Raw genomic sequence first — 14,248 nt, 5'->3', positions numbered from 1 at the left:
GCCCCACCCCTAAACCCGCGCCGCGACCCCACACTCACCCCGCCCGTCCGGGGTCCTCCGGTAACCCCTCGTAGGGGCGTCGATGTGCTGAAGGACGCCTTCGGTGCACTCAATGCACTGAAGGCGTCCTTCACCACGGCCAACGCACTGAAAGCGTCCTTCAGCGTTCCGCCCGGCCAAGCCGCACCAGCTCGGGCCGGAGTTCGTGCGGACTCGGCATCGCGGCCATCTCCGTGTGCAGCCGTCCGACCGCTTCCCGGACGGCGTCATCGGACACCGCGAGCCCGATCCGCTCGGCGAGGACAGCGGCATCCTCGCCCCGGCCGGCGAGCACAGCGGCGCCCTGTCCGGCGATCCGGTGCGCGAGCGACGATCCGTCCTTTTCCGGCACCGCGGACACCACGCACTGCGGCAGCGCGTGAGCCAGCGCGGTGATCGCGGTCGTCGACGATCCATCGTGGACGACCGCGGAGCAGGTCCCCAGCACGGCGTTCACCGGCACCGAGTCGAACAGCCGCAGGTTGGCGGGCACCCGCGCCCCGGCCGGGACCTCCTTGGCCGGCAGCTCGCAGATCACCTCGGCGTCGAGTTCGGCGATGGCGTCGAACAACGCCGCCGGGGCCGCGGCGGGCTCGGCCAGCGTCAGGAGAATCCGCTGCCGCCGCGGTTTGCGCCGCAACCACGAAGGCACCACCGCGGGCCCGCTGTAGGGGAGGTAGCGCAGCGGCACATGCCCGTCGCCGGGTTCCGGCCGCAGCGAAGGCGGGACACGGTCCAAAGTGGCCCGGCCGGTCAGGACGCTCTCATCCGGCGACAGGCCGTGGACCGCGAGCCCGGCTTCGAGCCGTTCCGCGAGCCGGTCCCGGTCCGGGGCCAGGCCCAGCATCCGGACCGCGGTGATCCCGGTGACCCTGGCCGCCACGGCGCCGGCCGGGGCGTGCTCCTCCCAGACGACCAGATCCGGCTTCCACCGCCGGGCGTAGTCCGCCAGACCGGCCGCCGCGTCGGGATCGGCGAGCCAGTCTTCGGCGTCGTCCGGCAGGTCCTTCCCCACGGCCACCGCGACGAACCCGGTCCGGTTGACCTCCTCGGTGAACCGCGGGCGCCCGGCTATCTGCACCTCGTGCCCACCCGTCCGCAACGCCCAGCCCAGCGGCACCAGGCCGTGCAGCCGGGACACCGAAGACGGTGCGGTCAGCAGAACGCGCATCGGAACTTCCTTCGACTCCTGGGGCGGCCCTGCCGGGAACCCGTGATGGATGGGGGAATCACGCCTGTGCCAGCCAGTCCTCGATGGCACCGGCGGTGGCCGCCGCGCTGCCTTCGATCAGGCTGAAGTGATCGCCGGGGACGGTCACCGTCGCGTTCGCGCGGCTCCACGTGGTCCGCCAGACGTCCGGGTTCGCGCTGTCCGGGTCCGCGGTCTCGGCGTCGAACCGGGTGTCGGGCCGGATCAGCAGGCTCGGCGTGGCGACGTCGGTCAGCTCGACCCGCGGCAGCAGGTCCACGTACCGGGCCATCGCGGTCAGCTTGGTGCCGTCGAACGGCCCGTATCGTGCCTCCAGTTCGGGCAGCCCCGCCGTCAGACCCAGCACGACCTGGTCCCGTTCCGCCTGGTCCTTGCCCTGGACGTCCTCACCGCTCGCGGCGTAGGTGTCGAGCAGGACCAGCGAACGCGGCGCCAGGTCGGCCTCCTCCAGCCGGGCCACCACCGCCTGGGCGAGGATGCCCGCCGACGAGTAACCGACCAGGACGAAGTCGTCACCGCCCAAGGACATGCGGATGCTCTCCACGACGACGTCGACCATCGCCTCGGCCGAGTCCGGCACCAGCTCCCCTTCCAGGAAGCCGGGCAGCGAGAGGCCCCAGCACGTCCGCGTGTCCCGGAACTGCGAGGCCAGCTTGGCGTACTGGTACGAACCGCCCATCGCCGCCGGGCTGCTCAGGAACAGCAGCTGCGGACGCCGGGGACCGTCGGCCATCCGGACCGGGAACGGCACCGGCCCGGCGTCGGCGGCCGATCCGAACGCCGGGCGGAGCTTGGCCGCGGTCATCAGCAGGGTGAGCCCCTCGAACGACTTGCCGGTCCGCACCGCTTCGGAGAACAGCTGTTTCAAGCCGTCGGACGCGGCGACCGCGGAGGTGGCCGTCTCTTCGGCGGTGTCGTTCTCGATGGCCTTCAGCAGGAACGCGGCGAGCGCCATCGGGGTCTGTTCGTCGAACACCACGGTCGGTGGCAGGTGCAGGCCGGTCGCCTCGGCGAGCCTGCGGCTCAGCCCGACCGCGGTCACCGAGTCGAACCCGGATTCGAGGAAGTGCCGTTGCGGATCGACGGCGTCGGTTTCGACGTGCCCGAGCACCGCGGCGATATGGTCCAGCACCAGCCGGACGAGCAGCTTTTCCCGCTGTCCCTTGGCAAGCCCGGCCAGCCGCTGGCGCAGCCCGTCCGGATCCGCCGTGCCTGACGCGCTCGCGTTGCGGCGCGTGGGAGCGGCCATCGGGGTGGGAGCCGTCTCGCCTTCGGTGACCAGTGCCCGTTCCACGTCGACCACCGGCCGCAGCGTCACCGATTCCACCGTGGCGACCGGTTTGCCCGCCTGGTCGGCCAGGTCGACGGCGAACCCGCCGTCGGGCGCCGGGGTGATGCGCACCCGCAGCCGGGCCGCCGCCGAAGCGTGCAGCTCGACTCCGCTCCAGGCCAGCGCCAGGCCGCCCCCGGTCCGCAGGCCGATCGCGTGCAGCGCGGCCTCCAGCGCCGCCGGGTGCAGGCCGAACCGGTCCGCCTGCAGGCTCGTCTCCTGATCGAGGCTCACCTCGGCGAACACCACGTCGTCCCGGTGCCAGGCGGCACGCAGGCCGCGGAACACCGGACCGTAGCTCAACCCCTGTCCCGACAACCGGTCGTAGAGCCCGTCGACCGCCACCGGCTCCGCCTTGGCCGGCGGCCATTCGTCGAGCGCGACCGGCTCGGCGACGGTGCCCCGCGACAGGAGCCCGTGCGCGTTGCGGACCCACGGCGCGCCGGAGTCGTCCGGCCGCGAGTGCACCGACACGGTCCGGACGCCGCTCGCGTCCGGCGCGCCGACCACCGTCTGTACCTGGACCTTGCCGCGCTCGGCCAGCACGAGCGGGACGTCGACGGTCAGTTCCGCGACCCGGTCGCAGCCGACCTCGTCACCCGCGCGGACGGCGAGTTCGACGAAGGCCGCGCCGGGGACGACGATCCGCGAACCGACCGAGTGTTCGGCCAGCCACGGGTGACTGCTCGCGGAAAGCTGCCCGGTCAGCACGACACCGTCCGAATCGGCGAGCCGCACCGCGGCGCCCGCCAGCGGGTGGCCGGTCGAGTCGAGCCCGGTGCCCGCCAGGTGACCGCCCGCGCGGACGGCCTCCATGTCGACGTCGGGCCAGTACCGTTTGCGGTGGAACGCGTACGGCGGCAACGGAACCCGCCGCGCGTCGCGGCCGACGTAGAACCGCTCGCCGTCGATGCCGAGTCCGTCCACATGCAACCGGGCGGCCGCGAACAGGACGGCGTCGGTCTCGGCGCGACCGGCGTCCAGTACGGAGAGGAAGGTCGTGTCCTCGCTGATCTCGGACAGGCTCTCGCGGATCTGCCCGGTGAGCCCGCCGCCGAGTTCGACGAACCGCTCCACCCCGGTCGCTTCCAGCGTGCGCACCGCGTCGAACAGGCGCACCGGCTCACGCAGGTTGGCCACCCAGTGCTCGGGATCGGTCAGTTCGTCCGTCGCGAAGGCGCCGGTGACGGTCGAGACGATCGGGAGCCGGGGCAGTGCGTACGTCAGTTCCTCCGCGATTTCGAGCAGGTCTTCGGCGACCTCGCCGGCCCGCGTCGAATGCGCCGCCCCGGCCGGGAGTTCCTGCAGCAGCTGGGCGCGGGTCGCGGCCAGCTTCACCGCGTCGGTCAGGGTCAGCACGCCGGCCACGTGGGCCGCGGCCACCTCGCCGCCGGAATGGCCGAGGACCTGCCCCGGCCGCTGGCCCCAGAACTCCAGCAGCCGGAAGAGCGCGACCTGGACGCAGAACCGCGCCGCCTCGGCGAAACTGACCTGCTCCAGCAGCTGCGCGCCGACAGAGTCGTCCTCGCCGAACAGCACTTCGGTCAGCGGACGGTCCAGATACGGGTCGAACTTGGCGCTCGCGTCGGCGAATGCCTGGGCGAACGCCGGGAACGCCGCGGACAGCTCCCGCCCGGTACCCGGCCGCACGACGGCGTTGCCGGAGAAGAGGAACACCGTCTTCACGTCGGCACGCGCGGTACCGCGCAACACCGACTCGGACTCCTCGCCGCGAGCGAGCGCCTCGAGCTTTTCGAGCAGATCCTCCCGGTCCGCGCCGAACACGGCCGCGCGGTGCTGCCCCACCGCCCGGAACGCGGCCAGCGAGTAGGCCACGTCCTGGGCGTCTGCTTCGGGATGCTCGATGAGGTGCGCGCGGAGGCGTCCGGCCTGCAGGGGCAGCGCCTCCCGGCTGCGCGCGGAGACCAGCGTCGGCAGCGGGATCCCGTGGTGCGCGGTCGAAACGGGTTCGGCCGCCGCGGTTTCCGGAGCCTGTTCGAGGATCACGTGCGCATTGGTTCCGCTGTAGCCGAAGGAGGACACACCGGCACGCCGCGGCCGTCCGCCGGTCTCCCACGGAATGGTGTCCGGCAGCAGCCGGACATGGCCCGACGACCAGTCCACCTGCGTGGTCGGATTGTCCGCGTACCGGGTCTTCGGCAGCAGGCCGTGCCGCAGCGCCTGGACCATCTTGATGACGCCCGCGACACCGGAAGCCGCCTGCGAGTGCCCGATGTTCGATTTGACCGAGCCCAGCCACAGCGGCCGTTCGGCGGGCCGTTCCTTGCCGTAGACCGAAAGCAGCGCGCCCGCCTCGATCGGGTCGCCGAGGGTGGAGCCGGTCGCCGACGCCTCCACCATGTCCACATCGGACGGTTCGAGCCCGGCCAGCGCGAGCGCCCGGCGGATCACGCGTTCCTGGGACGGACCGCTGGGCGCGGTCAGGCCGTTGGACGCGCCGTCCTGGCCCACCGCGCTCGACCGGATCACGGCCAGGACCTCGCGGCCCTCCCGCACGGCGTCGGAAAGCCGCTGCACGACGAGCACGCCGACGCCCTCGGACCAGCCGATCCCGTCGGCGTCCGCGGAGAACGCCTTGGAGCGGCCGTCGGCGGCGGTGCCGCCCGGATCGAAGTGCGCGAACGGGCTGGGCGAGGTCAGCGCCGAAACGCCGCCCGCCAGCGCGAGCGAGCAGTCGCCGTTGCGCAGCGCCTGGATCGCCGAATGCAAGGCGACCAAAGAGGACGAACAGGCGGTGTCGATCGAGACGGAGGGACCTTCGAGGCCCAGCGCGTAGGACACCCGGCCGGAGACCACGCTGCCGAGCACACCGGTGCTGCGGAACAGGCCGTTGCTCTCGATGGTGCCCGACGGGCCCGGGTCGTAGTCGGACTGCATGACCCCGGCGAACACGCCGGTCTGGCTGCCCTTGAGCGAAGCGGGTTCGATCCCGGCCCGTTCCAGCGCCTCCCAGCAGCTTTCCATCAGCATCCGCTGCTGCGGCTCCATCATCACCGCTTCCTTCGGGCTGATCCCGAAGAACGCGGCGTCGAAGTCGGTGACGTCCGGGACGAAACCGCCCTGTGGCTTCTTGCCGGACGCGGTGACGAGGCCGAGCCAGTGGTCGAGGTCCCAGGACCGGTTGGCCGGGAACGGGACGATGCCGTCGCCGCCCTCGGCCACCAGCCGCCACAGGTCCTCGGGCGCGCCGACCCCGCCGGGATAACGGCAGGCCATCCCGACGATCGCGATCGGCTCGTCGGGCGCGCCGACCGGCGCGACGGCCGCGCGGACCGTTTCCCGCGCTCCCCCGAGTTCGCCGACCAGCAGCTCGTGCAGCTGCGCGGCGAGTTCGCTCACGGTCGGATAGTCGAACACCACGGTCGGCGCCAGTTCCAGCGCGGTCTCCGCGTTGAGCCGGTTACGCAGCTCGACGGCGAGCAGCGAGTCGAAGCCCAGATCGCTGAAGGCACGGTCGACGTCGATGAGCTGGACGGAGCCGTGCCCGAGCGCGGCGGCCACGTGCTCGGTGACCAGCTCGCGCACCGCCTTGAGCCGGTCGCCGGGCGCGAGCCCGAGCAACCGGGCCCGCAGCGAATTCGGGTCGGCGTCGGCCGCCTCGGCGGGCAGCGGGCCCGGCTCGGCGGCAGCCGTCGCCGGTTTCGCCGCCGCACGGCGGGTTCCCGCACCGGGCCGGGCCTTGGCCGCGGCCCTTGATGCGGCGACGGTCTCGGCGGGCACCTTGCGCAGGGTGAGCGCGCCGATCGAGGCGACCGGTTCGCCGTCGACGTCCGCGATCTCCATCGTGACGGCGGGCTCGGCGCCGGGCAGCGGCCGGAGCCGGACCCGCACCGCGATCGCGCCGGTGGCGAACAGCTCGACCTGCGACCACGAACGCGGCACGACGACATCTTCGGTGCCGAGACTGTGCGCGAAAGCGTGCGCGGCCGCGTCGAGAACCGCCGGATGCAGCCCGAAACCGCCGGCGCCCGCCCGCTTCTCCGCCGGCAGGCTCACCTCGGCGAAGATCTCGTCCCCGGCCCGCCACACGTTCCGCAGGCCTTGGAACACCGGCCCGTAGGCCAGCCCACGCCCGGCCAGCTCTTCGTAGAACCCTTCCAGTGCAACGGGTTCCGCGCCCGCCGGGGGCCAGGAGGCCAACTCGGGCGCGTGCGCGCCGGTCGCGGACGTGAGCACACCGGTGGCGTGCAGGACGGCGCGTTCCCCGCCGAGCGAGTGCACGGCGAACGAGCGCGCACCCGAGTCGTCGGGCGCGGCGACGCTCACCTGGATCCGTACGCCGCCGGAGTCCGGCAGCACGAGCGGGGTCTCCTGCGTCAGCTCCCGGATCCGGGAGCAGCCGACCCGGTCACCCGACCGGATCGCGAGTTCCACGAAGGCCGCTCCGGAAAGGACGGTCTTCCCGCCGAGAACGTGGTCCGCGAGCCAGGGATGCGTGTCGGGGGACAACCGTCCGGAAAGGACGACGGCGTCCGATTCACCGACGACGGTGACCGCGCCCAGCAGCGGATGGTCGGCGGGCTCCAGCCCGAGTACGACCGGATCGCCGTGCGCCGAAACGGGTTCGAGCCAGTAGTGCGCCCGCTGGAACGCGTAGGTCGGCAGGTCGGCGGTGCGCGCGCCCTGGCCGTCGAAGTAGGTCTTCCAGTCGAGCGAGACACCTCGCGTGTGCAGCTGGGCGAGTGCGGCGACGACCCCCGAGGGGCCGGTGCGCTCGTCCGGCAGCACCGGGACGACGGCCGTGTACTCCGCCGAGCCGGTCAGGTTCTCCCTCACCGCGGCAGAGAGTTCTTGCCCCGCCCCGATTTCGACGAACCGGTTGCTGCCCTCGCCCTCCAGCGCGCGCACCGCCGCGGCGAAGGATCCCTCAGCGGACGAACGCAGCGTTTCGGCGGTCAATGCCTCGCCGGCCCGCGCGGACACGATGGGGATGACGGCCTCGGCGAAGGTGATCCGCTCGGCGATCTCCGTGAACCGCTCGGGCGTGGCGGCGGCCAGCTCGGCGGCTTCGGGCAGCGACAGCACTCCGGCGAAGTGCGCGGCGGACACCTCGCCGATTCCTGTCCCGGCGACCTGATCCGGCTGGACGCCCCAGGAATCGAGCAGCCGCGCCAACGCCACGCCCGCCGCGAAGGACACGGCGGCGACCTCGGCGTCGTCGAGAACGGCGGGGCCGCCGACCAGCTCGCGGACCGGTCGACGCAGGTGTTCGTCCAGCTCGGCGCTCACCGCGTCGAAGGCGGTGGCGAAGGCCGGGAACGTCTCGCCCAGCTCCCGCGCCAGACCCGCCAGTCGCGCGTTCGCGCCGGAGAACAGGAACGCTGTCGAGGACTCACCCCTGGCGATCCCCTCGACCAGTCCGGGCACCGGGTCACCGGCGGCGATTCCGCTGAGCCCGCGCAGCAGTTCGTCCCGGCTGTCGCCGACGAGGACGGCCCGGTGCTCGAAGGCGGACCTGCCGGTCGCCAGCGTCCTGCCGACGTCGGCCGGGTCGAGATCCGGCCGTTCGCGCAGGTGCCGCAGCAACTTGTCCGCCTGGGCGCGCAGGGACTCCGGGCTCTTGCCGGACAACGCCCACGGAACGGGACCGCCCGTACGCGAAACGGGTTCGGCCGCCTGCTCGGGCGCGTCCTCGATGATCACGTGCGCGTTGGTGCCGCTCATCCCGAACGAGGACACCGCCGCGCGCCGGACCCTGCCGTCCCGCGGCCAGGCCACCGGCTCGGTGAGCAGCTCGACCGGGCCCGACGCCCAGTCCACCCGATGGCTCGGCTCGCCGACGTGGAGCGTCTTGGGCAACTGCTCGTTCCGCAGCGCCAGCACCATCTTGATGACGCCGGCGACCCCGGCGGCGGCCTGCGAGTGCCCGAGGTTCGACTTGATCGACCCGAGCCACAGCGGCCTGCCCTCGGGCCGGTTCCTGCCGTACACGGTCTGCAGGGCCCGCGCCTCGATCGAGTCGCCGAGCGCGGTGGCGGTGCCGTGCGCCTCCACGACGTCGATCTCCTCGGGCAGGACCCCGGCACTGGCCAGCGCCTGGCGGATCACCCGCTGCTGCGCGGGACCGCGCGGGGCGGTCATCCCGTTCGACGCGCCGTCCTGGTTGACCGCGCTCCCCCGGAGCACCGCCAGGACCGGATGGCCGTTGCGGCGTGCGTCGGAAAGCTTCTCCAGCACCAGCATCCCGGCGCCCTCGGACCAGCCGATGCCGTCCGCGTCCTCGGCGAACGACCGGCAGCGGCCGTCACTGGACAACGTCCCGTCGAGACTGAATTCCACGAAGGTTCGCGGGGAGTTCATCACCGAGACGCCGCCCGCCAGCGCCAGCGTGCACTCCCCCTGCCGCAGGGCCTGAGCCGCGAGGTGCAGCGTCACCAGCGACGACGAGCACGCGGTGTCCACAGTGACCGCGGGGCCTTCGAGGCCGAACGTGTAGGCCACCCGGCCGGAGACCACGCCGGAGGAACCGTAGGCGCCGGGATAGTTGTGGTACATCACCCCGGTGAACACGCCGACCGGGCCGCCCTTCACCGACAGCGGCGGGATGCCGGCCCGCTCGAACGCCTCCCACGACGTCTCCAGCAGCAGCCGCTGCTGAGGGTCGGTGAACAACGCTTCACGCTCTCCGAGCCCGAAGAAGCCGGCGTCGAACTGCGGCGCGTCATGGACGAAGCCGCCTTCGCGGGCGTAGCTGGTCCCGGGCCGCTCACCGCTCGGATCGAACAGGCGCTCCAGGTCCCAGCCGCGGTCCGCCGGGAACTCCCCGACGGCGTCGCGGCCCTCGCTCACCAGCCGCCACAGCTCCTCCGGAGTGCTGACGTCCCCCGGGAAACGGCACGCCATACCGACGATCGCGATGGGCTCCTGGCCGGCGTCGGCGAGCTTCCGGTTTTCCTCACGAAGACGCTCGGTCTCCTTCAGCGCGGCACGGAGGGCGTCGACCAGCTTGTCATCGGACTTCTCCACTTAGCCCTCACTTCTCCTTCTTGGCATGTTCCTCGCCCGGGCCGTGATGCTTTCCCTCCAGCAGGGCGAAGCGAAAACCGAATTCGGCCGTCACCATTCGCCGAGCGCCGCGGAATTCCCGGAGTTGTTCCGCGGCCGGTGCGGCGTGCCGACGGCGAACCGTCGTCCGCGCACCGGCTGACCCCAGTACAACGCGTCCCACCTTACGAGCGGGACCATGCGGTACCCACCCCTAGCCGGGCACCGGGCACCCCTGAGAACAGGGCGGGGCCGCCGGACGGCGCGCGCCCCGCCGGATCCCTCGCCATTCACCTCGGCATTGCGGAACCCCGCGAACCAGGCTAGGGGTTGCCCGCCCTCACCGAAGCTGGCAAATTCTGGCCTCAGCGAAGCCTGAAAAAGCCGGGGCGTTCGCCGAAAGCGCGTTCCCGGTGGCCGGGCCCGACACGGCCGGCCCGAAAACATCCCGTGGGTAAACACTTCCGGAGCGTCATCTGTACCGCTCCCGACAAAGACGGTGACGGATCATCATGCAAAGAACGATGAACAGGCTCCTCGTCGTCGTCGCTCACGGCGATGACGAAACGCTCGGCGCCGGGGCCACCATCGCACACCTGGCCGATCTGGGCGTCACGGTCTCCCTCTGCGTGCTGACGAACGACGACGGGTCACGGTCGGCGTCGGGTGCCGGGGTGACCAACCGCCTTTCGGCCATCGAGTCGGCCGCGAAGGTGCTCGGCATCGAACGGTTGCAGGTCAACCAGTTCGGCGACAACCGGTTGGACACCGTGGGGCATCTGGAGCTCAACCGCGTGGTGGAGCGGGAGGTCCGTGAGTTCGAACCGGACACCGTGTTCACCACCAGCCTCGCCGACCTCAGCCTCGACCACCAGCTGGTGGCCAGGGCCGCGCGCGTCGCAGGCCGTCCCGGCCGCGGCAGCGTCCGCGAGATCCGCAGTTTCGAGATCCGGTCCGCCACCGACTTCGGGGAGACCTCCGGAATCTCGCCTGCCTTCCGCCCGAACTGCTGGCAGCCGATCGACGAGGCCTACCTCGACCGCAAGCTCGAGGCCCTGCGCTCCTACGGCAAGGAGGTCGAGCCATGGCCGAACCCGCGCAGCGAGCGCGGGGTGCGGGCGCTGGCCGAATACCGGGGTTCCCAGGTGGCCACCGAATTCGCCGAAGCGTTCGAACTGGTCCGTGCGGTGCTGTAGCCACCCCACGCCGAGCCAACCGTCCACAAGGGAATGCGGGTTGAGGGTGAAATGGCAAAATCCATGACAGTGAAGGAATCTCCGGGCGATCCGGCGGCGCTCTCCTCGGTCGCTGTGATCGGCATGGGCTACGTCGGCCTGCCGACCGCGCTCGGCCTGCACGCCGGCGGGCTGAACGTGATCGGGATCGACCACGACCCGTCGAGGCTGGCGGCGATCGAATCCGGCGACGCCGATCTCATCGACGCCGATCAGCGCAGGCTCGACAAATCCTTGCAGGAAGCCGGTTTCGAGCTCACCACCGACGTGAGCAGGCTGGCCGAGGCCGACGCGGTCCTGGTCTGCGTGCCGACGCCGGTCGACCGCTACCAGCTGCCGGACCTGCGGCCGCTGCAGGGCGCCTGCGAAACCCTGCTGACGCACGCGACCCGCGGCCAGGTGCTGATCCTGACCTCGACCAGCTACGTCGGGACCACCACCCGGATGCTGGTCGATCCGTTGCAGGACAAGGGATTCACCGTCGGCGAGGACATCTTCGTCGCCTCCAGCCCCGAACGGATCGACCCCGGCAACGTCACCCACACCCAGCAGGACACCCCGCGGGTGCTCGGCGGGGTCACCCCGGCGTGCGGCGAACGGGCCCAGCGCGTCATCGAGGTCCTCACCCCCGCCGTGCACCGGGTCGCCTCCCCGGAGGCCGCGGAGATGACCAAGCTGTACGAGAACTCCTTCCGCGCGGTCAACATCGCGCTGGCCAACGAGTTCGCCGACATCTGCACCGGACTGGCGCTGGACCCGATCGAGGTCATCGACGCCGCCGCGACCAAACCGTACGGGTTCATGGCCTTCCACCCCGGCCCGGGCGTCGGCGGCCACTGCATCCCGTGCGACCCGCACTACCTGCTCTGGCAGCTGCGCGAGACGCGGGGCGCCGCGCCGCTGGTGAGCCAGGCGATGCACTCGATCGCGGAACGGCCGAAGCAGGTCGTCGACCGGGTGATCGACGCGTTGTCCGCGGCGGGCAAGGGGCTCGGCGGGGCCCGCGTGATCGTGGCCGGGGTCAGCTACAAGCCCGGCGTGCGCGACGTCCGTTCGTCCTCGGCACTGGACATCATGGACCATCTGTCGCACCGGGGCGCGAAGGTCGACTACTACGATCCGCTCGTCATGCGGGTGACGCTGCCGGACGGCACGGTGGCCGACAGCGCGATCGACCCCGACGGCGCGGACTGGGACCTCGTGCTGATCCACACGGTGCACCCCGGCCACGACCACGGCTGGATCACCGACTGCCCGATCGTGGTCGACGCGACCTACCGGTTCGACTCCGCCGCGGCGGCCGAACACCCCCAGCCGGTCTGAGCACACACGGCGGCGACGCCAGGGAAAGGAACCCCGCACGATGCGTTTCCTGATCACCGGCGGTGCCGGTTTCATCGGCTCCCACCTGACCGAACATCTGCTCGGCCTCGACCACGAGGTGGTCGTGCTCGACGACCTCAGCACCGGCAGCGAGCGCAACCTGGCCGCGGTCGCCGACGACCCGCGGCTGCGTTTCGTGCGAGGCTCGGTGTGCGATCCCGAAGCGATCGAAGGCTGCATGACCGGGGTGGACGCGATCTTCCACCTCGCCGCCGCCGTCGGCGTGTTCACCATCCTCGACAAACCCCTCGACAGCCTCCGCACGAACCTCCACGGCACGGAGACCGTGCTCGAAGCCGCGCGACGGCACGCGGTGCCGATCCTGGTCGCGTCGACGAGCGAGGTCTACGGCAAGAACACCGCGTCGGGGCTGTCGGAGGACGACGACCGGATCGTCGGCTCGCCGCTGAAGAGCCGGTGGTCCTACGCCGAGGCGAAGGCGCTGGACGAGACACTGACGTATCTCTACGGCGTCGAGCATGGCCTGTCCACGGTGATCGTCCGCCTGTTCAACACCGTCGGCCCGCGCCAGACCGGGCGGTACGGCATGGTCATCCCCCGCTTCGTCGAGCAGGGGCTGGCGGGCGAGCCGATCACGGTGTTCGGCGACGGGCAGCAGGTCCGCTGCTTCTGCCACGTGCACGACGTCGTCCCGGCGCTGCTGGCGCTGCTGGAGGACAAGGCGGGCCACGGGACGGTGTACAACCTGGGCAACTCGGAGGAGGTCACCATCACCGAGCTCGCCCAGCGGGTCATCAAGGCGACCGGCTCCACCGGCGGGATGGTGAAGGTCCCCTACGACCAGGCCTACGGCGCCGGCTTCGAGGACATGCAACGGCGCGTGCCCGACTGCCGCAAGGCCCGCGAGCGGATCGGCTTCCGGCCGGCCCGCGATCTCGACGACATCATCACCGCCGTGATCGCCGAACGTCGCGCCCCCTGACCCGGCGATCCACCGCCACGCGTACCGGGCGCCCCCTACGCCCGGCCCGCGTGGCCCTTGCCTCCGCGCCGGTCTCCCAGTGCCGGCGCGGAGGCATTCGTCTGTCCGCGGGCTTCACGCCACACCGTCCTCGCGCTCGTACCGGCCCGCCTCCGCGTCGCATTCGAGGAGCCCGGCGTCGCACAGCCGCCGCGCCCAGGCGGCCATCTCCGCACGCGTACGGCCGGGATCGCGGCCCCACACCCCGGCGAGCGTCTGTGCCGCGTGGTCGAGCCTCCCGGCGTGCTGCCTGAGCGCGATCCACATCGCGGCGCCCGTGGGGCCGCACCGGACCCGTTCACCGGTGACCGCGCAGGCCAGTTCCAGGTTCCCGTCCGGGAGCACGGTCGGCGTCACGCCGGGGGTCGTACGAACCAGCATCGCGCTCGGTCCCTTCCACAGTGCCGTTTCCTCGCTCTTGCTGTCCTCCAGCCTTCCGGGAAACGACCGCCACGGACATGGGGCCCGCCTGCGAACCCGAGGTGGGGATGTCCCTACCCCCGATGGAGTTGCCTTGCTCCGGACCATGATCACGGTCCGGAGTCGTCCTTTGTGGACTCGAAATACGTGAATGCCACATTGAGGGACTTCAAGTCCGTCAATGTGGCATTCACGGCACGCGGACGGGCGGGCGCGCCGATAGGTGCCGCCGGACGTGGTGAAGCCCGGCGGCCGGGGTGCTGAAGGACGCCTTCGGTGCACTCGACGCACTCAAGGCGTCCTTCACCCCAGTCAACGCACTGAAAGCGTCCTTCAGCACCCGCCCGGCTGACCACGCCCCGGCAGCACTTGTCGCCGCTCGCTGTCGCGAACGCTCCGTTGGGGGCGTTGATCCTGGATCCACCGGTGGGTTTGTTTGTTGTTCTTGGGTGTTGTTGTTGATTGTGTTTTTGGTTGGTGGGTGTGGTGGATTGCCGGCCGTCGCATCCGGTGTGTCCACTGTGGTCTGGGTTGTCGGGGCGGGGGGGGCAGGCTGTTCGGGTGCCGGTGGCGGTGGATAGGGCTTGGTAGCTGTGCTGCCAGGGCCAGTTGGCTGGTAGTCGCAGGGTGATGCGGCGGGCGGT

The 14,248-nt window shown here is 71.5% G+C and carries 7 protein-coding genes; 3 read left to right on the top strand and 4 right to left on the bottom strand.

Annotated features, from left to right (window positions below; all coding sequences use genetic code 11):
• Window positions 1-160: 160 nt before the first annotated feature.
• From ACFW0G_RS40180 to ACFW0G_RS40170, 3 genes are all read right to left on the bottom strand, one after another.
• Window positions 161-1,210, bottom strand: coding sequence for a nucleotide disphospho-sugar-binding domain-containing protein (locus ACFW0G_RS40180; protein WP_378330781.1), 1,050 nt, complete (start codon window positions 1,208-1,210; stop codon window positions 161-163).
• A gap of 58 nt (window positions 1,211-1,268) precedes the next feature.
• Window positions 1,269-9,566 carry a beta-ketoacyl synthase N-terminal-like domain-containing protein gene (locus ACFW0G_RS40175; protein ID WP_378330780.1) on the bottom strand — a complete coding sequence of 2,766 codons (8,298 nt, stop codon included), beginning with the start codon at window positions 9,564-9,566 and terminating at the stop codon, window positions 1,269-1,271.
• Between the two features lie 90 nt (window positions 9,567-9,656).
• The gene (locus ACFW0G_RS40170; RefSeq protein ID WP_378330779.1) at window positions 9,657-9,785 is read right to left on the bottom strand and encodes a hypothetical protein; all 129 of its coding nucleotides are present in this window, start codon (window positions 9,783-9,785) and stop codon (window positions 9,657-9,659) included.
• Between the two features lie 323 nt (window positions 9,786-10,108).
• Here ACFW0G_RS40170 and ACFW0G_RS40165 point away from each other — a divergent pair, with 323 nt between their 5' ends.
• From ACFW0G_RS40165 to ACFW0G_RS40155, 3 genes are all read left to right on the top strand, one after another.
• Window positions 10,109-10,780, top strand: a complete 672-nt coding sequence (locus ACFW0G_RS40165; RefSeq protein WP_378330778.1) for a PIG-L deacetylase family protein — start codon at window positions 10,109-10,111, stop codon at window positions 10,778-10,780.
• Between the two features lie 69 nt (window positions 10,781-10,849).
• Entirely contained in the window at window positions 10,850-12,142 is a 1,293-nt protein-coding gene (locus ACFW0G_RS40160) for a nucleotide sugar dehydrogenase (protein WP_378330777.1), read from the top strand.
• Between the two features lie 40 nt (window positions 12,143-12,182).
• Complete coding sequence (locus tag ACFW0G_RS40155) at window positions 12,183-13,145, top strand: NAD-dependent epimerase/dehydratase family protein (protein WP_378330776.1); 963 nt, start codon at window positions 12,183-12,185, stop codon at window positions 13,143-13,145.
• A 114-nt stretch (window positions 13,146-13,259) separates the two neighbouring features.
• On the opposite strand, the gene ACFW0G_RS40150 is transcribed toward ACFW0G_RS40155, so the two are convergent.
• Window positions 13,260-13,565 carry a hypothetical protein gene (locus ACFW0G_RS40150; protein ID WP_378330775.1) on the bottom strand — a complete coding sequence of 102 codons (306 nt, stop codon included), beginning with the start codon at window positions 13,563-13,565 and terminating at the stop codon, window positions 13,260-13,262.
• Window positions 13,566-14,248: the final 683 nt, after the last annotated feature.

Origin of the sequence: Amycolatopsis sp. NPDC058986, from assembly GCF_042741125.1 — a bacterium.
Classification (GTDB): Bacteria; Actinomycetota; Actinomycetes; order Mycobacteriales; family Pseudonocardiaceae; genus Amycolatopsis.
Note: the sequence above shows the minus strand (reverse complement) of the source record. Positions and strands in the feature narration are given on the sequence as shown.

Bases quoted from the DNA above. Each gene is read 5' to 3' on its own strand.
- ACFW0G_RS40180 (WP_378330781.1), bottom strand. From the start codon at position 1,210: ATGCGCGTTCTGCTGACCGCACCGTCTTCGGTGTCCCGGCTGCACGGC.
- ACFW0G_RS40170 (WP_378330779.1), bottom strand. From the start codon at position 9,785: ATGGTCCCGCTCGTAAGGTGGGACGCGTTGTACTGGGGTCAGCCGGTG.
- ACFW0G_RS40165 (WP_378330778.1), top strand. From the start codon at position 10,109: ATGAACAGGCTCCTCGTCGTCGTCGCTCACGGCGATGACGAAACGCTC.
- ACFW0G_RS40155 (WP_378330776.1), top strand. From the start codon at position 12,183: ATGCGTTTCCTGATCACCGGCGGTGCCGGTTTCATCGGCTCCCACCTG.
- ACFW0G_RS40150 (WP_378330775.1), bottom strand. From the start codon at position 13,565: ATGCTGGTTCGTACGACCCCCGGCGTGACGCCGACCGTGCTCCCGGAC.